We start from the raw sequence: 23,214 nt of genomic DNA, 5'->3' as shown, positions 1-23,214 counted from the left end.
CGCCCGGAACGCGGGTGGGCCAGGAGCGTGCCGGCGCGGGCGTGGTCAGCGTTTGCGGGCGAGCGTGACGCCGTCGCGTACGGGCAGCATCACCGACTCGACCCGCTCGTCCCGCGCGATGAGGTCGTTCAGGCGGCGCATCTCGATGTGGTGTTCCTCCTGGAACGCCGGGTCGAACACCCGCGCGCCGAGGAACACGTTGTCCAGGACGACGAGCCCGCCGGGGCGCAGCCGCCGCACGATCTCCTCGTAGTAGGCCGGGTAGTTCACCTTGTCGGCGTCGATGAAGGCGATGTCGATGGACGGCTCGTCCGGCAGGGCGCGCAGCGTGTCGATCGCCGGGCCGATCTCCAGGTCGATGCGGTCGGCGACCCCGGCGCGCTCCCAGTACTCCCGGGCGATGGTCGTCCACTCGTCGCTCACGTCGCAGGCGAGCAGGCGGCCTCCCTCGGCGAGCCCTCGGGCGATGCAGATCGACGAGTAGCCGGTGAACACGCCCACCTCGACGGCCCGGCGTGCGCCGACCATCCGGACCAGCATGGTCAGGAAGGCGCCCTCGTCGTGGGAGACCTGCATCCCCGACGCGTCTCCGGTGGCCTCCCGCGTTCTGACGACCAGCTCCTGGAGCACGTCGTCCGCCGGGGTGCAGTGGGTGAGCACGTAGTCGCTCGCGACGGGGTGGACGATGTTCATGGAGTCGCCCGCGGCGGGTTCCGTCCACTCGACCTTGAGTTCCTCCTGCGTGGCGAAGCGCACGAGGTGGCTGGTGACGACGTCCTGGACGGTCGCGAGCCCTTCGGCGTCCACCGCCGTGATGATCATGTCGAGGTGGCCCCGGGACGGCGTGAACACGCAGGTGCCCTGGGCGAACGTGAGCGTCCCCCGGCTGTCGCCGGCGAGCTCGGCGGGGATCTTCTTCCCCATGTGGGAGAGGAGCTGCTTGATATAGCGAGATGGACGGGCGGTTGCGACATGTGCCGTCGTGTAAGGCATATAGATCCTTCGGCTAGGCGCTATGGCTCCCGGGACGAACCAGCCTGCAGGTACGCCCTGCTCTCAAGTATCGCAAACATGCTGCCCCCGGCCCCGGTAAGGCCGAGCACACCGCGCTCCGCCACTTCTGGATCATCCGCTCCAGTCCGGCGAAGGCGTACGTGCGCCCGCAACTCGGCGCGCAGCGGTTCGACCAGATGCCCGAAGGCCACCGAGCCGCCCGCCCGCGCCGCCTCCAGCAGCGCTTCGTGCTCCGTCTGCGCCCGCATCCCCACGCCCTCGACGAACCCCTGCGCCGACTTTACTTCGCGTTGTAGGTCGATCAGGGCGCTCTTAGCGATCTCCGCGGGACTGTTGCGGACGGCACGAAGCCCCAGCGAACGGTTGCCACGTCGGAAACAGACCGGGCGCGCCGGATACCGGGCGGTAAGGCCACCGACTCGCGGGACAAAGGCCCTCCGGATGATCCCGGAGGGCCTTTGTCCCGCTGGGTGGTAATCAGTGTCCGACCTGTTCCGCGACAGCGACCACGACGCGTGGGTACTCAAGTCCGTCTCGGGCGGTCCGGGACTGAGCCTGCTGGAAGCGGCCGCGGCCAGCGGCCTCAGGACGATCAACGACGCCCGGTCGATCCCCGCGGTCCGGGACAAGGCCGTCGCGGCGGCGGTCGCCCGGCGCCACGGCCTCCCGTTCCCACTGACCTACTTCGCCGCCGTCCCGGACCTCCTGCGCACCGTTCCGCCCGAGCACTACCCGCTCGTCGTCAAACCGGCCAACGGCGACTCCGGCCGCAGCGTCCGCCTGGTGTCCACGCCCGAGGACCTCCAGTGCTGCACCATGGGCGACGGCTGGCTCCTCGCCCAGACGTACGTGCCGAACCCAGGCGTCGACATCAAGGTCTACAACACCGGCGACGGGCTGTACGCCACCGTCCAGCGGTCGCCGCTGCACCCCGACATGCCGGTGGAGGGGCGGCTCATCACGCTCTCCCCCGACCTCGCCCGGCTGGTCGCCTTCATCGGAGCGGTCTTCCGCCTCGACCTCTACGGCGTCGACGTCGTGGAGGGGCCGGACGGGTGGGCCGTGGTCGACGTCAACGACTTCCCGAGCTTCGCCTGGGTCCCCGACGCGCCGGCCCGGGTGGCGCGCACCGTCCTGCGCCTGGCCGACCGTGACGGTGCCGCGGCGTACCCTCCGCTCGACGTGGACACGGCCGGGGCACCGGGCCGTGTCCACGTCGACGCACGCGCGGCGACGCATCGCACGGGTAGGCGCCATGAGGGTCCGCGTCCTGGCCGACGATCCGTTCCACCCGCTGCTGGTCTCGGCGGCCGAACTGCTGAGGACCCGGCACCGGGTCGACCTGATCGACTCGGCCGCCCAGCCCCGGGCTCCGGCGGAACCCGCCGACCCGGCGGACGTGTACCTGCTCAAGAGCCACTCGCCGCGCGCCCTGGCGCTCGCGCGCGCGGCCGAGGAGCGCGGTGCCCGGGTGGTCAACGGCGCGGCGCCGACGGAGTTCTGCCAGGACCGCGCGCACATGGCCGAACGGTCCCAGGCGGGCGGCCTGCCCTTCCCGCAAACCCACGAGTTCGCGTCCCTGTCCGGCCTGATCGCCTCCGCCACCGGCTCACGGCCTCCGGGCTTCCCCATGGTCGTCAAGAGCCGGCGCTGCCGCCGTCGGGATCTCGTCCGAAGGGTCGACGGTCCCGAGGGGTTGGCCGCGCTACGGCCGGTCTGGGGACGGGAGCCCGTGGTCGTGCAGGAGCAGGTGCCCAACGACGGCTGGGACCATAAGGTGTGGGTGGTCGGCGACGAGGTCTTCGTCGGCCTGCGGCGCACCCCGCTGGAGCCCGAGGCCCTCGCCGCGACGATCCCCGTCGACATGGACGACCTCCCACCCGGCTGGCTCGACATGATCAGGTCCGTGGGCAGGCTGTTCGACCTGCAGGTGTACGGGGTCGACATGTTCCCCACCGACCGCGGGCCGATGATCGTCGATGTCAACGCGTTCCCCGGGTGCCGTGGTGCGCGCGGTGCTCCCGAGGCGCTCGCCGCGCTGGTGGACCCGTGACTCCCATACTCGCGGGGCATCTGCCCGCCTTCGCGGCGCAGCTCGCCACGGCCGCCGACGCCCTCGCGGTGGCGCTCCAGCGCAGCCATCCGCCGCGGCTCGTGCCGGTGCACGGGTCGTTCAAACCCGGCCACCTGGTCTTCGAGGCCGCGGCGCTCCTCGAGATGGCGTCGCGCCGGGTCCACCGGCTCAACAGTCCACGTCCGGGGGAGCCGGCCCGCGTGCTCGGCGAGATCGACGTCTGCCTGCGGCGTTTCACGAGGGAGCGGACCAGGCCGTGATCCGCTTTCTGTTCACCAACCTCAAGGGGCGGCGCCTGATCATCGCCGCCGCGATCGTCCTGACGTTCGCGGCGGTGGCCGCCGACGTCCTCATGGCGATCCCGCTGAAGCTGGTCCTCGACAAGGTGGTCGACCACCGGGATCCCGACCTCCCGCTCGCTGGCACCCTCATCAGCGCCTTCGACCGGCTCGGCTCCCCGGACGGGCCGGCCTCGACCGGGCACACGCAGCTCGGGGTCATCCTCTTCGCCGGGGCCATGGCGCTCACCCTCGGCGTGGTCGGTGCCGCCGTCTCGTTCGTCCAGCTCCGCATCGGCGCGTTCGTCGGGCAGGACCTCGGGGCCCGGTTGCGCCGCCGGCTCTTCGTCCACCTGGAGCACCTCCCCTTGCGCTGGCACGGCAGGCAGCGGGTGGGCGACATCGTCCAGCGCATCAGTGGCAACGTCACCGAGATCGAGAAACTCGTGACGGACGGCCTCGTCAACTTACTCTCGGGGATCCTGACCCTGCTCGGGATCCTGATCGTGATGCTGGCGATCAACTGGCAGTTCACCCTGCTGTCGATGTGCATCGCGCCGCCGCTGTTCGTCATCGTGGTGCTGTACACGCGGTGGATCAAGCTGGCGTCCAAGGAGACCGCCCGCGCCGCCGGTCAGGTCGCCCAGGTGGGGACGGAGAGCGTCAACGCCATCGCCGAGATCAAGGCGTTCACGCTCGAGAAGTGGGCGGCCGACGCGTTCGACCACCAGTCCGAGCGGCAACGGCGTTCGGGGTTGCGTGCCGGCCTCCGGCAGGCCGAGTTCAATCCCCTGGTGACCGTGCTGATCGCGGTGAGCAACGCGGTGATCATCACCGCGGGGGCGTGGGTGGCGACCGGGCACGCGATGTCCTATTCGGTGGGCTTCCTCACGATCCCCACCGACAGCCTGACGATCGGCTCGCTCACCGTCTTCCTCGCCTACTCCAAGCTGCTGTACCAGCCGATGCGGAACCTCTCCAAGCTCATGCTGCTGGCCTCGACCGGCGCCAGGGCGGCGGAACGCATCCAGGAGATCATCGACGAACCCGTGGAACAGCCGCTCCGGGCCCTCGCCGCGCCCGCTCCCGACGAATCCGTGGCGCGGAGGCCGCGGACGGCGGGCGTCCCCGCGCGGACGCCCAGCGGGGACGTCGTCTTCTCGGGGGTCGTCTTCGGCTACGGCCGCGGCTCGGTTCTGCGCGGGGTCGACCTCGACGTCCCGCTCGGCACCCGCCTGGCCCTGGTCGGGTTGTCGGGCAGCGGGAAGACCACCCTCGTCAGGCTGCTCCCCCGCTTCTACGAGTTGTGCGACGGCGGCATCACCATCGGCGGGGTCGACGTCCGCGACTGGCCTCTCGCGGTGCTGCGGCGCAACATCGGCTTCGTCATGCAGGACTCGATGCTGTTCGAGGGCACGATCAGGGAGAACATCGCCCTCGGCCGGCCGGACGCCACCGCCGGCGAGATCCAGACGGCGGTGGACCAGGCGTCGCTGCGCGAGATGATCGCCGCGCTCCCGAACGGGTACGCCACGCCGGTGTACGAGCAGGGCCGGAACTTCTCCAGCGGGCAGCGGCAGCGGATCGCCATCGCGCGCGCCTTCCTCAGGGACGCCCCGATCCTGATCCTGGACGAACCGACCGCGAACCTCGACGTCGAGGCCGAGGCGGAGGTCATGGACGCCATCGAGCGGCTCACCGTCGGGCGGACCGTGATCATGATCTCGCACCGCCTGAGCACGCTCGGCCAGGTGGACGAGATCGCGGTGCTCCACGCCGGCACGATCGCCGAGCGGGGCACCTACGGGCAGCTCAGGGACGCCGGCGGCCTGTTCGCCCGGCTCGCCGAAAAGCACCGCCGCCCCGCGGACGCCCACGGGAGCGACGGCGCGCGACGCCCGCCCCTTCCCGGCCCTCCCGTTCCCCACCCCCCGGGCCCGCCATGACCGCCCTCGGCGGACCATGCTCCAGGTCGTGGAGTTCGCTGCTGTCCAGACGGCGAAAGGGCCGCTTCCGGTGAGCGGAAGCGGCCCTTTGACGTGTGGTGCGGCCCCGGGTGGCTGTGGCGAGGCCGTCAGTCGGTGCCGGACTCCATCGCGGCGTGGTCGAGCAGCTCGTCGTCCTCCGCGGCCTCTCCGCGGGAGGCGATGGCCTCGGCCCCACCCTCGGGCATCGCGCCGATGAGCCCGGTCGAGGCCGCCTGCGCGGCGCCGATCAACATCGGCTGCGGGCTGCCGACCATGCCGAGCTGGGCGTACTGCTCCAGCTTGGCGCGGGAGTCGGCGATGTCGAGGTTGCGCATGGTGAGCTGGCCGATGCGGTCGACCGGCCCGAAGGCGGAGTCCTCGGTTCGCTCCATGGAGAGCTTGTCCGGGTGGTAGCTGAACGCAGGTCCGGACGTGTCCAGGATGGAGTAGTCCTCACCGCGGCGCAGCCGCAGGGTCACCTCGCCGGTGACCGCCATCCCGACCCAGCGCTGCAGCGACTCGCGCAGCATGAGCGCCTGCGGGTCCAGCCAGCGGCCCTCGTACATCAGCCTGCCGAGGCGCCGTCCCTCGTTGTGGTAGCTGGCGAGGGTGTCCTCGTTGTGGATCGCGTTGACCAGCCGCTCGTACGCCGCGTGCAGCAACGCCATTCCCGGCGCCTCGTAGATGCCGCGGCTCTTGGCCTCGATGATCCGGTTCTCGATCTGGTCGGACATGCCCATGCCGTGCCGTCCGCCGATGGCGTTGGCCTCCAGCACCAGGTCGACGGCGGAGGGGAACTCCTTGCCGTTGATCCTGACCGGGCGTCCCTGCTCGAAGGCGATCGTGACGTCCTCGGTGGCGATCTCGACGGCGGGGTCCCAGGACCGCACACCCATGATCGGTTCGACGATCTCGATGCCCGTGTCGAGGTGCTCCAGAGACTTGGCCTCGTGCGTCGCGCCCCAGAGGTTCGCGTCCGTGGAGTAGGCCTTCTCGGTGCTGTCCCGGTACGGCAGGCCGCGGGCGAGCAGCCACTCGGACATCTCCTTGCGACCGCCGAGCTCGCTGACGAAGTCTGCGTCCAGCCACGGCTTGTAGATGCGCAGGGAGGGGTTGGCGAGCAGACCGTAGCGGTAGAACCGCTCGATGTCGTTGCCCTTGAAGGTCGAGCCGTCGCCCCAGACCTGCACGCCGTCCTCGAGCATGGCGCGCACCAGCAGGGTGCCCGTGACGGCCCGCCCGAGCGGGGTGGTGTTGAAGTAGGTGCGGCCGCCGGACCGGATGTGGAACGCCCCGCAGGCCAGGGCCGCGAGCCCTTCCTCTACGAGGGCCGCTCGGCAGTCGACCAGCCGCGCGATCTCGGCGCCGTACGCCTGGGCACGCCCGGGGACCGAGGCGATGTCAGGCTCGTCGTACTGGCCGATATCGGCGGTGTAGGTGCAGGGAACCGCACCCTTCTCGCGCATCCACGCGACCGCGACCGAGGTGTCGAGACCCCCGGAGAAGGCGATCCCGACTCGTTGACTGACAGGCAGGGAGGTGAGCACCTTGGACACGAGTAGAACTATATACACAGGAGTGCATGAGCATGCAATACATCTCGGGGTGGCGCTCTTCTCTCGGATGTACTCTGTCAGGTCCGCCGGGAGGCGACGAGCCAGGTGACCGCGTGACCGAGCATTTAAGCCCGCCCGTCCACCTGAGGCTGGAGACGAGCGTCCTCGCGGGCCTTGACCCGCCGACTGCGGAAGGTCAGGGCTGCGACGATGAGTGCGCAGAGGGCGGCGAGGGCGAGTAGCAGGGTCCAGGGGATGGTCCAGGCGTGCGTCGTGGTTTCGATCTTGGCGAGGGGGGCGACCGAGTTCGAGGCGTCGGTGAGCAGGGGGACGACGGACACCGTCCCCGTCAAGCTCAGCACGGGAGCCACTCCGTGCACAGGCACGGAGACCTTCCACGTTTCGCCCGGGAGCAGTTGGGGCGAGTCGTCGACCTGTCCCGCGCGAGCGCCCCAGCGCCCGAAGGGGCCCGTCACGGACACCGTCTGCCGTGCGGTGAGGATGGCGTTGCCCGTGTTGCGGATCGCGTACGTGACCGTGGCGTCACCCTTACCGAACGGATTGGGCGTGCCCGAATAGTCCACCCGCACGTCCTCCACGGAGAGGCTCGGCTTGAGCGCTCCGCCCACGCGCAGACGGATCCGGATGCCTCGACGCTGGTCCGCGCCGGTCCCGCCCGTTTCGCCGGTCCCCGTCAGCGAGGTGACGATGCCGCCCATGTACTCGCCGGGCGCGGCGTCGTCCGGAAGAGTGACCGTGAACGGCACCTCGGCCGACTCGCCGGGCCGGACCGTCACCTCCGGCCGGTCCGTGTGGACCCAGGCGCCCACCCGGGTCGACTTCGCGTCCTTGGCGACCAGGTCGAGCTGCCCGTCCTTGGCGGTGAACCCGTCGGCGGCGTACACGGCGAGGCGCAGCGGTGTCGTGCCGTTGTTGGCGACGACGAGACCGTCCGAGACGTGCCCGCCAGGGTCGATGGTGTAGCTGTAGTTCTGCCGTCCGGACCCGAAGTCGTTGGAAGCCGTCGTGATCGCCCAGGAGACGTCACCGTCCGCCGCCGCGGCGGGTCCGGCCCCCGCTCCGAGGAGGCTGAGCGCGGCGAGCAGCACCACGACAGTGGCCTGGGCGAGGGCTGTGGTCGTACGCGGTCTGGACGGGCGCATCTGGTGATCCTCGGGCGGTCTGGAGGTCGCGGGATGAAAAACGTGTGGTGGGGTGGGCACCCGACGGTGCTCACCCCACCGAGTGGAGCGGGCCGGATCAGCTCAGCGCGGTGAGCGTGAGGGTCCCCGGCACGACCCCGGGTCTTCTACTGAAGGTCTACTTAAGCCAGCCGGACTTGCCGCCGTGGCCCTTGCCGGCCTGCTCATCGTGGTCATCGCCCTGGTCATCGTGGTCGCCGTGGCCGTACGGACGGATCACAACCTTGTCGACCTTGGAGCCGACCGGCTGGGCGGCGCCGGCGCCGTTGTCCGGCCCGCACCACTTGACCTTGCCCAGCTCCACCGCGGCGTTGGGGGCGGCGCAGGTGCTGCTGCGGATGTTCTCGACGACGAGCTTGTCGTCGCGCACCTGGACCTTGACGTAGGTGCGGACGTGCTCCTGGTTCTCGACCGAGTTGGCCCAGTGGCTCTTCGGGTTCAGCGGGTCAGGACCGAAGTTCGGGTCCTTGGTGATGTCCGGAGCGGTGAGGTCGTAGTACTTCGAACCGGACGCGGAGTTCGCCGTCACGTAGATGACGCCGCCCGGCCCCTGCACCACCTGGGCGGCACCGGGCTGCTCGTCCTTGTTCGCCTTCTGGCCGTTCTTGATCACGTAGCTACGGGAGTAGCTGTGGTCGTGACCCTGAAGGACGAGGTCGACGCCGAGGTCCGAGAAGGCCGTCGGGAAGTCCTGACGGCGCTGCTTGTTGTCGCTGTCGTTCGCGTGGGCGGCCGGCGAGTAGATCGCGTGGTGGTAGACGAGCACCGTGTACTTGGCGTCGCGGCCGTGGTTCTTGACGACGTCGGTGATGTAGCCGATGTGCGCGGCGTCGGCACCGGCGGCGTACGCGTTGCTGTTCAGGTCGATGAACAGGACGCCCTTGTAGATGTACCAGTAGTCACCGCCCGACCGGGTGTTGGCGTCGCCGGTGTAGAACGCCGCGGAACGGTCGGTGTTCGGCGTCCAGAAGTGCTGCTCGTACGCCTTGCCGCCGACGTCGTGGTTGCCGATGGTGGCGGCCCACGGGTACTGGCGCAGCTTGTCGGACGCGAGGAAGGCGTCCCACTGCGTCTCGGTGTTGGCGGTCTCGACCTGGTCGCCGCCGGAGACCAGCAGCTCGGCCTTCGGGTTGGCGGCGAGGGAGACGTTCAGGGTGTCCGCCCACCCCTCGCTGTCCTTCGCCACGTTGCCGGACGAACCGATCTGCGGGTCACCGTAGAACAGGAAGTCGAAGTCGCCCTTGAAGTTCTGGGTCTTGAAGGAGTACGTCGGGGACCAGTTGCCCTCGGTGCCGACGCGGTAGGAGTACGTGGTGTTCTTCTTCAGGCCGTCGATCGTGGCGTGGCCGTTGAAGCCGCCGCTGACCTTGTTCGCGGCGACCGCGGCCGGGAAGGTGGTGGTGTGCTCGGGGAACTGGCCCTTGACGAGCTTGTTCGTCGGCGCGATCTCGACCACCTGCGCGGTGTTGGCCGAGGCGTACCACGACACGACGCGCTGCGACTCGGTCGCGCCCACGCCGAGGACGATGCCGGTGAGCGTGGCGCCGTTGTCCGCGTGGGCCGCCGCCATCAGGCCGCTGCCGAACACTGCGCTGAGGCCCATGACCGCCGCGGTGGCGCCCACGGCCGCCCGGCGTCGAACAAGCCCGGAGCCCTCGGCCCGGTTGTCGAACTTCATCGGGTTTCCATCCGTTTGAGGGTGATGAGGAGTTTTGTCACGGTTTCGGAGGTTGGTGTCCGCGAGATGAACGTGAGACGGGGGCGCCGTTGCGCTTGCCAAAAGTTGTCATGCGGTCTCAGATCCCGAGAATCCGCTGGACGAACCACACCAGGCCCATGACGGACACCCCCGCCGCGATCGCCCCGGTCGTCCACAGCCCTGCGGCGGGCCGGCGGTGACGCAGCAGGGCGAGCAGCGGGAAGACGACGATGATGATCGCCAGCTGGACGGCTTCGATGCCCACGTTGAACACGAGCAGCGACCACAGGAGCTTCCACGACAGGGCCTGCTCGATGCCCAGCGCCGAGGCGAAGCCGAGTCCGTGCACGAGGCCGAAGCAGAAGACCACCGCGAGCCGCGCCCAGCCGGCGGAATCCAGGCTGAGGTGGCCGTGACCGGCCAGATCGAGGTCGGTGGCGTGCGATCGGCGCCGCCAGATCCGCCACAGATGCCAGCCCGCGACGACCGCGATCGAGAGGGCGATGACCGGCTCGACGAACGACGCGGGCACCTGCACGAGGCCGAGGGCGGCGAGGATGAAGGTCACCGAGTGGGCCAGCGTGAACGTCGTGGCCGCCAGCACGATCTCGCGCAGGCGGCGTGACCCCGCGATCAGCGCGAGCAGGAACAGGATGTGGTCCAGGCCGGTGAGCAGGTGCTCGGCTCCGAGCCGGAAGAACTCCCAGAACCGCTCGGCCCAGGACTGTTGCGTCGAGAACGACGGCTGCCGGGCGTCGAGGGCGGCGCTCCCGGACGTCAGGTCGAGGTCGTAGGTGACCACCGTCTTGGTGTCGCGCACGTATTCCTCGGAGTCCGGGAACAGCCCGCTGCGCACCTCGTGCGACTCGGCCGACTCCGGGCACCGGTAGTCGAGGACCAGCAGCGCGTACGGGACGTCCTCGCGTTGCTCGATCGTGAAGCCGCCGTCCCGGACCGGCGTGCACGCCTTACCCTCGGCCGTGACGCCGAAGCGCCCGGTCACGTACGCGACCACCGAATCGGCGTGCGCGTCGAGCGCGGCGGCCTGCCGAGCCGCGTCGCCCGCCTTGAACGCCGCGTCGCCCGTCCGGAAGAGCGGATCATCCTTCTCGGCGTCGGCGGCGGAGACGACGAGCAGGTCGTACTCAAGGCCCAGCGCGGCGCGGACGTGCCCGGTCGCGGGCGAGGTCAGGTCGACGTACACGGTCGAGGTGAATCCGTGCGCGAAGGCGGGGGCGGCACCGAGCAGGGCCACCACGGCTATGGCGGCGGCCACAACACCGGCACCATACCGGGCAAAGCGGGACATATGACTCCTCTTCAGCAGGCGCACAAATCTGCTCGGCCCAGATGAACGAAATGTGACCCGCACGCGAACCGATGAGGAACCAAACCGGGCGGATGCCGCCCGCGAGTGGAAAACCGCAGGCAATGAGGTAGAAAGTGGGCGCACGTCCCGCCCGCCCTCGAAGGACGATCTCTATGCGCTCCCGACTCCTGCCCGCCGGCATGCTGGCCGCGGCAGTCGCGACCGCCGTACTGGTCAGCGGATGCAGTTCCGGCGACGACTGGTCCGCGCCGCACGCGAAGCCCATCCCCGTCGGCACCCTCGGCCCGGGGTTCTTCCCCTCCACGTCGCCCGCCCCGGAGTCGACGATCACCCCGCGCCCCCGCTCCTGGGACGGGGTCCACCCGCCGGAGGACTACCGCGTGGTGCTGCTCACCGCGGGATCAGACCCCCAGACCAAGACGCTCGTGAGCGCCGTGACGAAGTGGGCCGAGGAGGAGCGGGTCAGCCTCAAGACCATCACGGCCACGGCACCGAGCCAGTACATCCCGCGCATCAGCGAAGCGATCGACCTGGCGCCCGACCTGGTCATCAGCGCCGGCAACGACCTCATCGACCCCCTGGCCCTGGTCACCGCCAACCACCTCGGCCGGCAGTTCCTCGTGATCGGCGCCGAGTTGGCCGAGCCCACGGCGAACGTCACCGCCGCCGACTGGACCGGCGCGGCCTTCCGCGGCGAGGGACTCGGCATGTCCTCGGCGTACGACCCCGCCACCTTCACCCCCGAACGCGCCGGCCGGGCCGTCCGCGCGGGCGTGGCTGCCGTGCTGCACGGCATGACCGGCATCGTGATCTGGCTCGACTAGCCGGGCTTCCGCGTTCTCAATGTGGTTCCGCGGCGGTTTCGCGAGAACGCGTGGTCGTCTTTTCCGGTGACAGACCGGTGTATTGCCCGGCGAATGCGAGGATGTCCGCGGCCAGGGCGCGTTCTTTGCTCGCGGGAAAGGCGGCGTGGGCGGTGTCGGGTTCGCGCCGCATGAGGATCGGCCGGTCGCCGCTGGTGGCGTGTTGGAGCGCCGCGCACATCTTGGTGACGTGCGCCTCTCCGGTCTGCAGATCGGTTACCGCGCCGGTGAGCAGGAATGCGGGATAGGAAGCTCCGGGCGTGATGTTGTGGTAAGGCGAGTATGCGAGTAGCCATTGGAGTTGTTCGGGTTGGGAGGCGGTACCGAATTCCTCCGTCCAGGTGCATCCCAGACCGAAATGCTCGTAGCGCACCATGTCACACAGGGGACCTTCGGCGATGACCGCGGCGTACAGGTCTGGACGCTGTGTGGCGGCGGCGGTGACCAGCAACCCGCCGCCGGACTGGCCGAAGATCGCCAATTGGTCGGGAGTGGTCCGGCCGGTTTCGATGAGCCAGGTGGCGGCGTCGTTGAAGTCGCTGATCGCACGGTGTTTGTGTGGTCCGCGGCCGGCGTCGTGCCAGTGTTGGCCCTCTTCGCCGCCTCCGCGCACACAGGCGACCGCGTACGTGCCGCCGGCTTCGACCCATGCGGCCGCCATGGGGAAGAACCACGGGCGCATCGGCATGCCGAAGCTGCCGTAGCCGTAAAGGAGGGTGGGGCGGGGGCCCTGATGTTCTTCAGCGGGGGTGAACAGGAACAGCGTGATCTCGGTGCCGTCGCCGGCGGGATAGCGAACGCTGCGACTGCGGATTTCAGGGGTACGCCCCGCTATTGTGGCGCCGGTCTCCAGTTCCGTTTTCCCGCTGCCGGCGTCGTAGCGATAAATGGTGGGGGGCGTGGTCGCGTCGCAGTAGCTGAACCACGCGTGACGTCCATGTCGGTTGTTCGTGCGCAGAGATGACACGACGCCCGCGCCGGGAAGGGGCAGGCCGGTGAGCGGCCGGCCACTGGCCAGGTCGTGCAGTGTCAGGTCGGAGGCGCCGTGGCGGGTGCGTGCCACCAGCAGGAGGGCCCGCGGAAGTGCCGGGTCGTCCAGGACCAGACACTCGTCCAACGGGGCCTGGGGATCTTCGGCTACCAGCGTGCGCCATGCTGCCGGGTCGGCATCGTGCCGGCGCGCCACGCAGACGCGACCGCACGGGGCCTGGTAGTCGGTGACCAGCAGCAGATCGTTGTCCGCGAGGAAGCGTGGGAGAACACGGGCGCGTATGGCGGCTCCGTCCACGATCTTGACGAATCGCGGGGCCTCCGGATCGACGAGCTCGGCCGCGTACACGTCATTCTGTGAGGCGGGCCCGGCCGTCGCGGTGATCGCCAGGTGACGGCCGTCGGCGCTGACCGTGAGCCCGTAGTAGTGGTCCGGCGCATCGTCGCCGCCGAACACCACCGCGTCGGCCTGCCAGGGCGAACCGATCCGATGCAACCTCACCCGCCGCTGCAAACGCTTGTCGCCAGGGGCCAGTTCCTCGTCAGCGACACGGCTGACGTAGTAGAACGCGTCCCCTCCCGGCAGCCAGGCGAGCGAAGTGTTACGGGCGCGCGGCAACGGGCCGTCCACCGTCTCACCGGTGCGCACGTCCAGCACCAAGATGTCGCTGCCGGGCTGCTCGGCGACCTCCATCTGGACTGCCACACGCTCGCCCTCGCGCGACGGCCACCAGGCGTACAGCCCGGTATGGCCGGACGGATCGACCTGCACCGGATCGACCAGCACCCGCCTGTTCCCCTGGGCGTCGACGACGAGCAGGCGCCGTTGTTCGTCCCCACGGAGTTGCTCGGCGAGGAACATGACCTGGCCACGCGCCATCGGCGACTCCGACACGCCGAAGGACGACATCTGGTCCAGCAGCGACGCCCACGATCGCTTCTCACGCCATCCGTCGCGACACGCGCGGAAGAGACGATCCTGGGCCGCGGCCCAGTTCCGCACGCGCGCGTCATCGCCGTCTTCCAGCCACCGGTAGGGATCGGAAACCGGGAATCCGAAAAGATCCTCCACCATATCGCTGCGCCAAGCGGCAGGGTAGAACAATCGCGCCACGAACGCCCCCCGATGAATTACTCCGCCTGCCACAGGTCGAGGCACTGCGGCCTATTCGGACCGCAGTACCTCAGCTCACTCGGCTACGACTCGCCGCGGAGAATGTCCGCCTGCCAGCCGCGGATGCCCCCAACGCGGGCAGCCGGACCGGATGCGCTATACGGTAGGTATCCGTTCATGTATGCCTCCCGGACCTATCGATTCGCCCAGAATGAGCGATTACGCCAACCCTATCACCGCGCTGACGATCGATAAACGTGGTAGCGACTCCCGGCGGCAGGCGTCAACCCTCCTGAATCCTCGGCATATCCGGGCCGCAGGGGCGGCCGGTATATCGGTCATAATCCTGACAAAATTTCATACAAGAGAAGAAAGCGCGCCGGAATGCCACACGGAGATCGCTCCGGCGCGAAAGTAATTCGGGGCCTTTCGAGATAGATCCCAGGTCAGGCGAAGTTCTCGAATCGCAAGACCGAAAGCAATCAACTGCCACCGAACCCATCGCGGGCTCCCGCAGGCCCCTCGGCGGCATGCCCTTCGCGGGGGCCGACGGCCGTGGCACCTGCGCCGACGGCCCGGAAACCGGCTCCGCCGTCAACCGCGAAGAGTCGATCGACATCCCGAAGCCGGAGGCTCCACGAGTGCGACCTCCCGGCCTGAACACCCAGGCCGGAACGTCACACGATCAACCGCCGATCAAGCGATCGCCGAGAGCCGGTCCTGGTCCTTGCCCCCGTTGGGGAAGAGCATCGTGCGAACCGCGGAGGGAATCTCAATCTCTTCGGCGCGGTAACGCGCATGCAGGCGCTTGATGAACTCGTGGACGATGATGTACCGGGCGGTGTATTCGCTTGCCCGCAGAATCACCGAGAAGTTGATCCCGGACTCGCCGAAGGTGTGGTAGCGGACGACCGGCTCGTGGTCGGGCACGGCACCCTCCACGGTCAGCATCACGTCACGTCCCACCTCAATGGTGACCCGCTCCACCTGTTCGAGATCGCTGTCGTAGCCGACACCGACTTGTACCAGCACGGACGTGTCCTGCTGAGGCTGATGGTAGTTGGTGAGAATCGCGTCGGCGACATGGGAGTTGGGCACGATCACGATGTTTCCGGCCAACTGCTGGACCGTCGTGTTCCGCCAGTTGATGTCTACGACGTAACCGTCCTCGCCGCTGGCCAGGCGGACGAAATCACCTGGCTGGACCTTCTTGGAGGCCAGGATCTGAATGCCGGCGAACAGGTTGCCCAAGGTGTCCTGCAGGGCGAGCGCGACGGCGAGGCCGCCCACGCCCAGCGCGGTCAGCACCGGGGTGACCGAGATTCCGATGCTCTGCAGGAGCACCAGTACGCCCACACCGAGGATGATCACCCGGGTCACGTTGACGAAGATGCTCGCCGACTGCGCGACCCCTGACCGGGAGACGGTGATCGAGCGGACCAGGCTCGCGGCCAGGCTGGCGATGGTCAACGCGACCGTGAGCACGATCACCGCGAGGAGGATGCGCTCCACGAACTCGCGGACCGGCGATCGCAGCCGCAGAACCTCCGCCGCCCACCACACACCGGTGATAGCCGTGGCCGGCAGTGCGACGCCCTTGAGGAGATCCCACCACACATCGTCCCACGACGTCGCCGTGCCGGCCGCCCGCCGTGCAAGGCGGTTGAACATGGCACGCAGTGCGAGGCCGACGAGAACACCGCCCACGATGCAACCGACCGCGATGGCAATGGATGCGAGGTCGGTTCGATCAGCCATCAGCGATCCCCGCGGTCACCCGCGAGCCTTCCCGCATCCTTGAGCCGAGGTCGTCAGAGATGCCGGCAGCCCGTCCGAATGCCTGCATCCGTGCTTGAATGCGACTTCTGTCGATGTTCACGGGAGCATGATCATATCAACCGAACGACCACCGACGACCAGGACGACCAGACGCCCCATCGACAACGCCCGCACCGCCACCCGCACCACCTGCGGCCATGATCTGCGGGCATCGGCCCAGATGGTCACGGTCCGCCCGTTATATGCGGCGGCGAACTTGATCCGCCGGCCGTCGGGCAGGCACAACCCTCCCGACAAGGCAACTACAGCGTGCCACTCCACCGCCGTCACGCCGGTTTCATCAGCCGTGTCCCTTGAACTCGCCGACGCTGTCCGCTCGGGCCGGTAGGAGCAAGGCGGTGACGACCACGACCACGGACAGCACCGCGCCGATGATGAAGGCCAGCCGCATGCCGTCAAGGAGGGCGAGCGTCTCCGTGGCCCCTGCGGATCTCACGGCATCGGCTCGCGCGCTCATCACGGTGATCACGAGCGCGGTGCCGATGGCCGCGGAGACCTGTTGCAGCGTGCTCAGGATCGAGCTGCCGTGGGAGTAGAGCTGCGGGGGAACCGCTCCGAGCCCGAGGGTGAACACCGGGGTGAAGGTCGCGGCCAGACTCACCATCAGCAGCGCGTGCAGAGCGAGGAGCTGCCAGAACGGCATGGTCATCGTGACCTGGGTGAAGCCGACGAGCGCGAGCGTGATCCCGATCGCGCCGGGGATGACCAGAACCCGGCCGCCGAACCGGTCGAACAGGCGGCCGACGGTCGGGCCGAGCAGCCCCATCGCGAGGCCGCCCGGCATCACGAGGAGCCCGGTCTCCAGGGGGCTGAGCGCGCGGACGTTCTGCAGATACAGCGGCAGCAAGATCATCGAGCCGAGCATCGCCATGAAGGCCACCGACATCAGGGTCAGCGCGACCGTGTAGGTGCGGTTGCGCAGGGTACGCAGGTCCATCAGCGGCACGCCGCGCTTCTGCAACGACAGCTGGCGGAGGACGAAGACGGCGATGGCGACCAGGCCGGCCGCCACGATCGCCGCGGCAACGCCGACGTCACCGCCCTCGAACCGGCTGAGCCCGTAGACGAGGCCGCCGAAGCCGGCGGCGGCGGTCACCACGCTCAACCAGTCGATGGTGCTGAACTCGGGCGCGCCGACGTTCTTGAGCCGCTTCAGTCCACTCCATGTGATCACGGCGGCGATGGGGAGCACCACGACGAACAGCAGGCGCCAGGACCCGAATTGGAGGATCACCCCCGAGATCGTCGGGCCCATCGCGGGCGCGACCGAGATGGCCAGCGAGACGTTGCCCATCACGCGGCCCCGGTCTGTCTCGGGCACCACCTGCATCAGCGTGGTCATCAGCAACGGCATCATCACGGCCGTCCCGGACGCCTGGATGATGCGGGCGCCCAGCAGCACCTCGAACGTCGGCGCGACGGCGGCCAACGCCGTGCCGAGCAGGAACAAAGCCATCGCGGCGGTGTACGCGCGGCGAGTGGACACCCGCTGCAGGAACCACCCGGTGATCGGGATGACAGCGGCCATGGTCAGCATGAATGCGGTCGAGAGCCACTGCGCGGTCTGCTCGGTGATGTGCAGTGCGCCCATCAGCCGCGGGATCGCATTGATCATGATCGTCTCGTTGAGGATGACCACGAACGTGGCGAGCACCAGCAGCCGGATCACGGCCGGGGTACGACCTGAAACGACGGTCGCGGGCTTGGCGGGTGAGTCGAGCTGTGGGACGGACACGGCACCTCGATCGGGGTCATCGGATTAGACGTGGTCATGGCTGGCGTCCCAGCCGTGGGTCTCACGAGAAGTTGCGGTCACGGGAAGACTGACAGGCGCCACCGACAAAACTGATGGTTCATGCCCAGCCTTCCGGCCGGTGATACGAAATGTCACCCGATTTTACGATGCGCACTGACAACCCCATCTACCCCGTTACCTGCGGTAATACGGATCCGCTCGTTGAGGATGAGCGTCCCCGTGGGGTACCGCATGGTGGACGGTCATGTGCCCGCGGTTCGTCCACGTGCTCGACGTCGGTGCGTTCTCTCGGTTACGCGACGGGCTGAACCGCGACCGCGCGTCCGCGTGGTTCCGGGTGGTTCCCGGCAATCGGTGAAACCCGGTCGAGGGTGCCGTGAAACCGGCGCCACCGAGAGTGAAGCCATGAGCATCACAGAACTCGGACGTACCGGGGGCGGCCCGGCCCTCGGCGGGGGCACCGATCCGGCCGTACGTGCGGAAGGGCTTGTGAAGACGTTCGGCGAGCACCGCGCCGTCGACGGCATCGACCTGGAGGTACGCCCAGGCGAGATCTTCGGCGTCCTCGGCCCGAACGGCGCAGGCAAGACCACCACGCTACGAATGCTGGCCACCCTGTTGAAGATCGACGCGGGCCGTGCCGAGATCTTCGGGGTCGACGTGGCCGGCAACCCGCACGTGATCCGCCAGCTCGTCGGCGTCACCGGACAGTACGCGTCGGTCGACGAGAACCTGACCGCCCGCGAGAACCTCTGGCTTTTCAGCCGCCTGCAGGGCATCGCCGCGCCGCGCGCCCGGCGCATCGCCACCGAGCTGCTGGGCCAGTTCGGCCTGGAGGACGCCGCCGACAAGCCGATCGCGCAGTTCTCCGGCGGCATGCGCCGGCGCCTCGACCTGGCGGCCAGCCTGATCACCAGGCCGCCGCTGATCTTCCTCGACGAGCCGACCACCGGCCTCGATCCGCGCACGCGCGGCCAGATGTGGGACACCATCCGCGGCCTGGTCGCCGACGGCTGCACGGTGCTGCTGACCACGCAGTATCTGGACGAGGCCGACCAGCTCGCCGGCCGCGTCGCCGTCATCGACCACGGCCGCAAAGTCGCCGAGGGCACCCCCGACGAGTTGAAGACCGCGGTCGGCGACTCCACCCTCCAACTGCTGCTCGCCGAGCCGGGCCAGGTGCCCGCCGCCGTGGAGGTCGTGCGGCGCGTCCTCGGCTCCGACCCGGTCCTCAGCCCGGAGCAGGGCCGCCTCAACGTCGCCCTCGACCAGGCCGACCTGGCCGCGGACGTACTGATCGCGCTGCGCACCTCCGGGGTGTCGATCTCCTCGGTGAGCGTGGCCAAGCCCAGCCTTGACGAGGTGTTCCTCGCCCTCACCGGCCACGAGACGGACGGGGACGACGAGACCGGCACGGAGGAGAACCGATGAGCACAATGATCGCACCCGCCCGCGAGGCGGTCCGGGCCACCGACCGCGTGGCGGCCGCCCGGCGGCGCGTCTCCATCGGGGAGACGCTCGGCCAGACCCTGATGATGGCGTGGCGGGCGGTCAAGAAGATGCGCCGCAACCCGGAGCAGTTCTTCGACGTGGCGCTGCAGCCGATCCTGATCACGGCGATGTTCGCCTACATCTTCGGCGGCGCCATCGCCGGCGACGTGGAGAGCTACCTCCCCCTGATGATCCCCGGCATCCTCGCCCAGACCGTGCTGACGAGTTGCATGGCCACGGGCACGCAACTCCGCGAGGACATGGAGAAGGGGGTCTTCGACCGGTTCAAGTCGTTGCCGATCGCCCGGATCGCGCCTCTCGCCGGCCCGATGGTGGCCGACCTGCTGCGCTACACGATCGCGACCACTCTGACCTTCTCCATGGGCCTGGTGATGGGCTACCGCCCGGGCGGAGGAGCGGGCGGCGTGCTCGCTGCGATCCTGCTGGCGATCTTCACGGGCTGGTCGCTGGCGTGGGTCTTCACCTGGGTCGGCACGATCGGCCGGAGCGCCCAGGCCGTGCAGGGCATGTCCATGATGATCTTGTTCCCGCTGACGTTCCTGTCGAACGCGTTCGTCCCCGTCGAGACCCTGCCCGGCTGGCTGGCCGCGTTCGTACGGATCAACCCGGTCTCACACCTGGTCACGGCCGCCCGCGACCTCGCCAACAGAGCCCTCGTCAGCGGAGAGGTGGCCTGGACGCTCCTGGCGTGCCTGATCGTCATCGCGATCTTCGCGCCGCTGTCGGTACACAGCTACAAACGGCACATGTGACCTCCGTCCGTCACGGCCGGAAACCCGCTCGACGAGGCTCCGCGCCTCGTCGAGCAGGTCGGAGCCGCGTCGGTCGCCGTACTCGGCCCCCAGGGCGGCGATCATCCCGGGCGCGGCCCGCTCCGCGTACGGTCCGATCCGCTCGAAGGTCATGCTGGGCATGCCGCTGTTGTACGAGAACCGCTCGGCCAGCACCAGCAACCTGATCGCGTCGCCGGGGGCCACGGCTCCCCGCAGCAACCCCCAGGCGCCGAGCCCGAAGAGCATCGAGCCACACACCGGGTAGTCGAGGAGGGGGTGTTCCGCCGCCAGCAGGTCGTAACTCCGGACGGCGGAGAACAACTCCTCGCCGTACCGGACGTCCTCCGGCGTGGCGTGGTACGCGTACGCCGTCAACGTGGCCGACACCGCGATCATCGTCCACGGCGTGAGCTCCGCGCGCGGCACCCCGGGCAGGCGCAGATCGCGGGCCCGCTGGACGGCCAGGCGGTAGTCCGCGAGCGCGTCGGCCGTCTCGCCGCGGGCGAGGGCGAGCTCGGCCGCGCACAACGAGACGATCGCCCTCCCGCCGAACACCGCCTCGGTGTCGTTGATCCGGCTGATCTCGGCGAGCTCGGCCTCCGCGGTGTCAAGATCGCCGTCGGCGAGCGCGGCGGTGAACAGCACCGCGTGTAGCTGGGTCTCGTCGTCGGTGGCGCCTAGCCGGCTCAGCACCGGGATGGCGGTCCGCGCGTGCCCGACCGCCCGGCGGCGGTCGCCGAGCCGCATGACCAAGTGGGCCAGTATGGCGTGCATGATCGCCGGGAGCCACGGCCCCTCGTCCTCGCGGAACATCGCCAGGGTCCGCTCGGCGGCCTCGATCGCCCCGGTCACGTCTCCCCCGTTCTCCAGGACGTGGACGCTCATCTGCGTCGCCGCCAGGGCGATCTCAGGGTCGGTGCTCCGGCACAACTCCGACAGCCGACGGCGCACCTCGGCGCCGTCGGTCACGTCGCACGCGAGCATCACGGTGGCCGTCGCCGCCACGCGGGGATCCGTCGCGTCACTGGTGGGCAGCGTACGGAGGAGGTCACGCAACGGATCGCTGCGGCGATCGGTGATGAACACGTTGTTCATGAGGGCGATCAGCATGGCGGCCCTGGCCACCTCGACGACGTGCGGCGGCGGCACCCAGCCGGCGATCACCTGGGTGATCGCGTCCCAGTGAACGAGGATCCGGGAGTGGTCGCCACGGATCGACCACAGCGCTCCGACGCCGGCCAGCAACTGGACCGTCGTGACGGGATCGGGCTCGCCGAGAGCCTGCCGGAGCAGATCGGCGAGGTTGCCCTCCTCGGCGCGCAACGCGTCGACCGCCGCGAACTGCGCCGGGCCGAACAGCTCGGAGGCCTGGTCAAGGGCGTACGCCGTCGCCCAGGCCCGCTGCGCCGCCCGGGTGGGCGCCTCCTCGCCGGACTCCGTCAACCGCACCCGCCCGAACTCCCTGACGGTCTCCAGCATCCGGTAGCGGAGGCCGTACGTCGTCTCGCGGACGCTCAGCACCGACTGCTCCGTCAGCGCGTCCACGGCGTGCAGGGCCTCCGGGCCGAGTACGTGCTCGGCCGCGGCCAGCGTGAAACCATCGCCGAACAGCGACAACCACCGCAACGCCTGCCGTTCCGGCTCGTCCAGCAGATTCCACGACCAGTCGATGACCGCAAGCAGCGTCTGGTGCCGGTCGGGGGCCGTACGGTTCCCGCCGCGCAGCAGGGCGAACCGGTCCGCCAGGCGCCGCGCGATCTCCTCCACCGACATCACCCGTACCTTGGCCACGGCCAGCTCGATCGCGAGCGGCAGGCCGTCGAGGCGGGCGACGACCCCCTCGACCACATCCTCGTCGATCCGGACACCTGGGCGGGCGGCCGTGGCGCGCTGGCGGAACAACTCCACCGCGTCCCCCGTGGGCAGCTCGCCGAGCAGGTAGACGCGTTCGGCAGGGATCGACAAGGGGGCGCGCGAGGTGATCAGCACCCGCAGGTCGCGGGTCGTCACGGTCAGGAACGCCACCAGCTCGGCGACGGCCTCGATCACGTGCTCGCAGTTGTCCAGGATCAGCAGCGCCGGAGCCTGGTCGAGACGCTGGGCGATCCGGGCGCGAACGTCGGAGCGCTGCGCGGCGGTCAGGGCACGACGCCCGCTGACCGAGTCCCGGACCCCTAGCGCCGAACCCACCTCGCCCACCACGCCCTCCGGCGAGGAGACGCCGACGAGTTCGACGAAGTGGGCGACGGGCTGCGCGGCGTTCCTGCCGACTACGTGAGCCAGCCGCGTCTTGCCCAGCCCGCCGGGGCCGATGATGGAGACCACCCGGTTGGTCTGCACCAGGGCGTGCACCGCACGGATGTCGCCGTCGCGGCCGAGCAGCGAGGAACCGTCGAACAGGATGCCCTCACGCACCGGCCGATCGGCGGCGAGGAGTCCGGCGTACACGCGGGCGAGCTCGGGCCCTGGTTCGGTGCCGAGCCGCTCGGCCAGACCCGCGCGATACCGCCCGTAGCGCTCCAGGGCGGCGGCGACGCCTCGTACGGCGGCCTCGCTGCGCAGCAGGCAGGCGAGCAGTTCCTCGTCGTGCGGCCGATCGGCCGCCGCCTCCTCCAGCAGCGGCAGCGCGCCCTCGTGAGCGCCGCTCCGGCCTCGCGCGATCGCCGCCACCCGTCGCGCCTCGGCCGCCCACCCCGCGGCGACGCTCCTCAGTTCGGCGAGTGGGCCCGTGGCGCCGTCCAAGCCGCCGGCCGCGAGACCCATGGCCTCTTCGGCGCGCCGACACGCGAGCGCCATGTCGTCTTCGCCCAGTGCGGCCCGTGCCTGCTCCACCAGCGCGCCGAGCAGCAGCGCGTCCACCTGACCGGCGGGCAGTCCGAGCCGGTAACCACGCGGCATCCGCACCACGACGTCGGCGCGGGTCGCCGCCCTGGTCCGCGAGACGACCACCTGCAGCGCCTTCGTCGGGTTGGCCGGCGCCTCGTCGGGCCACAACTCCTCGACCAGGCGCTCGTCACCGACCCCCGCACGCCCGTGCATGGCGAGCATGGTGAGCACGGCCAGCAGGGTCTGCGCGCGCTCGCCGACCACGCGCGCACCCTGCCAGCGGACGCCGTCGAGCAGGACGAGTGCGGGGGACACACTCCCAGCCTACGGACGGGTGGCAGTCGAGGAGCGTGACCATGTACATCTCGGTGTATTCGGCGAGTGGATCGAGTAAGTCGGCATGTGGATCGAAGCCCACGCG

16 protein-coding genes and 2 pseudogenes are annotated in these 23,214 nt (G+C 69.5%); 7 read left to right on the top strand and 11 right to left on the bottom strand.

Features of this window, described 5'->3' with window-relative positions; translation table 11 throughout:
* Positions 1 to 45 precede the first annotated feature (45 nt).
* Both AB0M95_RS02330 and AB0M95_RS02325 read right to left on the bottom strand, forming a co-directional pair.
* Positions 46 to 993, bottom strand: a complete 948-nt coding sequence (locus AB0M95_RS02330) for a DUF2218 domain-containing protein (protein WP_363758289.1) — start codon at positions 991 to 993, stop codon at positions 46 to 48.
* Between the two features lie 20 nt (positions 994 to 1,013).
* Positions 1,014 to 1,262 carry a hypothetical protein gene (locus AB0M95_RS02325; RefSeq protein ID WP_363758287.1) on the bottom strand — a complete coding sequence of 83 codons (249 nt, stop codon included), beginning with the start codon at positions 1,260 to 1,262 and terminating at the stop codon, positions 1,014 to 1,016.
* Positions 1,263 to 1,494: 232 nt separating this feature from the next.
* Here AB0M95_RS02325 and AB0M95_RS02320 point away from each other — a divergent pair.
* The 4 genes and pseudogenes from AB0M95_RS02320 to AB0M95_RS02305 form a co-directional block, all read left to right on the top strand.
* A pseudogene (locus AB0M95_RS02320) lies at positions 1,495 to 2,040 on the top strand (hypothetical protein); the annotation flags it as partial.
* 229 nt (positions 2,041 to 2,269) lie between these two features.
* Positions 2,270 to 3,067: a hypothetical protein gene (locus AB0M95_RS02315; RefSeq protein WP_363758285.1), complete on the top strand. Its 798-nt coding sequence runs from the start codon at positions 2,270 to 2,272 to the stop codon at positions 3,065 to 3,067.
* Positions 3,064 to 3,348, top strand: a complete 285-nt coding sequence (locus AB0M95_RS02310; RefSeq protein WP_363758283.1) for a hypothetical protein — start codon at positions 3,064 to 3,066, stop codon at positions 3,346 to 3,348. The genes AB0M95_RS02315 and AB0M95_RS02310 overlap by 4 nt, the downstream gene beginning before the upstream one ends.
* Positions 3,345 to 5,312, top strand: coding sequence for an ABC transporter ATP-binding protein (locus AB0M95_RS02305; protein ID WP_363758281.1), 1,968 nt, complete (start codon positions 3,345 to 3,347; stop codon positions 5,310 to 5,312). Before AB0M95_RS02310 ends, AB0M95_RS02305 begins: the two co-directional genes overlap by 4 nt.
* Before the next feature lie 128 nt (positions 5,313 to 5,440).
* On the opposite strand, the gene argG is transcribed toward AB0M95_RS02305, so the two are convergent.
* The 4 genes from argG to AB0M95_RS02285 form a co-directional block, all read right to left on the bottom strand.
* Positions 5,441 to 6,889: an argininosuccinate synthase gene (gene argG, locus AB0M95_RS02300; RefSeq protein WP_363758279.1), complete on the bottom strand. Its 1,449-nt coding sequence runs from the start codon at positions 6,887 to 6,889 to the stop codon at positions 5,441 to 5,443.
* A 125-nt stretch (positions 6,890 to 7,014) separates the two neighbouring features.
* Positions 7,015 to 8,052, bottom strand: a complete 1,038-nt coding sequence (locus tag AB0M95_RS02295) for a DUF916 domain-containing protein (protein WP_363758277.1) — start codon at positions 8,050 to 8,052, stop codon at positions 7,015 to 7,017.
* 157 nt (positions 8,053 to 8,209) lie between these two features.
* On the bottom strand, positions 8,210 to 9,769 hold the full coding sequence (locus AB0M95_RS02290; RefSeq protein ID WP_363758275.1) for a metallophosphoesterase family protein: 1,560 nt from the start codon (positions 9,767 to 9,769) through the stop codon (positions 8,210 to 8,212).
* Between the two features lie 118 nt (positions 9,770 to 9,887).
* A complete protein-coding gene (locus AB0M95_RS02285; protein WP_363758273.1) occupies positions 9,888 to 11,066 on the bottom strand; it encodes a HupE/UreJ family protein in 1,179 nt (392 codons plus the stop codon).
* A gap of 206 nt (positions 11,067 to 11,272) precedes the next feature.
* On the opposite strand from AB0M95_RS02285, the gene AB0M95_RS02280 reads away from it, so the two are divergent.
* Positions 11,273 to 11,944 (top strand): hypothetical protein, encoded by a 672-nt coding sequence (locus AB0M95_RS02280; RefSeq protein WP_363758271.1) that lies wholly within the window; start codon positions 11,273 to 11,275, stop codon positions 11,942 to 11,944.
* Between the two features lie 16 nt (positions 11,945 to 11,960).
* Here AB0M95_RS02280 and AB0M95_RS02275 read toward each other — a convergent pair whose 3' ends face one another.
* The 4 genes from AB0M95_RS02275 to AB0M95_RS02260 form a co-directional block, all read right to left on the bottom strand.
* Entirely contained in the window at positions 11,961 to 14,087 is a 2,127-nt protein-coding gene (locus AB0M95_RS02275; protein WP_363758269.1) for a prolyl oligopeptidase family serine peptidase, read from the bottom strand.
* Positions 14,088 to 14,783: 696 nt separating this feature from the next.
* Positions 14,784 to 15,845, bottom strand: a complete 1,062-nt coding sequence (locus tag AB0M95_RS02270; protein WP_363758267.1) for a mechanosensitive ion channel family protein — start codon at positions 15,843 to 15,845, stop codon at positions 14,784 to 14,786.
* Positions 15,846 to 15,962: 117 nt separating this feature from the next.
* A complete protein-coding gene (locus AB0M95_RS02265) occupies positions 15,963 to 16,196 on the bottom strand; it encodes a hypothetical protein (protein ID WP_363758265.1) in 234 nt (77 codons plus the stop codon).
* 10 nt (positions 16,197 to 16,206) lie between these two features.
* Entirely contained in the window at positions 16,207 to 17,661 is a 1,455-nt protein-coding gene (locus AB0M95_RS02260; RefSeq protein WP_363758264.1) for an MDR family MFS transporter, read from the bottom strand.
* 426 nt (positions 17,662 to 18,087) lie between these two features.
* On the opposite strand from AB0M95_RS02260, the gene AB0M95_RS02255 reads away from it, so the two are divergent.
* Positions 18,088 to 19,113: an ATP-binding cassette domain-containing protein gene (locus tag AB0M95_RS02255; protein WP_358526394.1), complete on the top strand. Its 1,026-nt coding sequence runs from the start codon at positions 18,088 to 18,090 to the stop codon at positions 19,111 to 19,113.
* Entirely contained in the window at positions 19,110 to 19,946 is an 837-nt protein-coding gene (locus AB0M95_RS02250; RefSeq protein WP_363758263.1) for an ABC transporter permease, read from the top strand. Before AB0M95_RS02255 ends, AB0M95_RS02250 begins: the two co-directional genes overlap by 4 nt.
* 1,689 nt (positions 19,947 to 21,635) lie before the next feature.
* On the opposite strand, the pseudogene AB0M95_RS02245 reads toward AB0M95_RS02250, so the two are convergent.
* A pseudogene (locus AB0M95_RS02245) lies at positions 21,636 to 22,865 on the bottom strand (BTAD domain-containing putative transcriptional regulator); the annotation flags it as partial.
* Positions 22,866 to 23,214: the final 349 nt, after the last annotated feature.

Origin of the sequence: Sphaerisporangium sp. NPDC051017 (genome assembly GCF_040683095.1) — a bacterium.
In the GTDB taxonomy this organism is placed as follows: Bacteria; Actinomycetota; Actinomycetes; order Streptosporangiales; family Streptosporangiaceae; genus Sphaerisporangium.
This window is presented reverse-complemented; position numbering and strand designations above follow the sequence as displayed.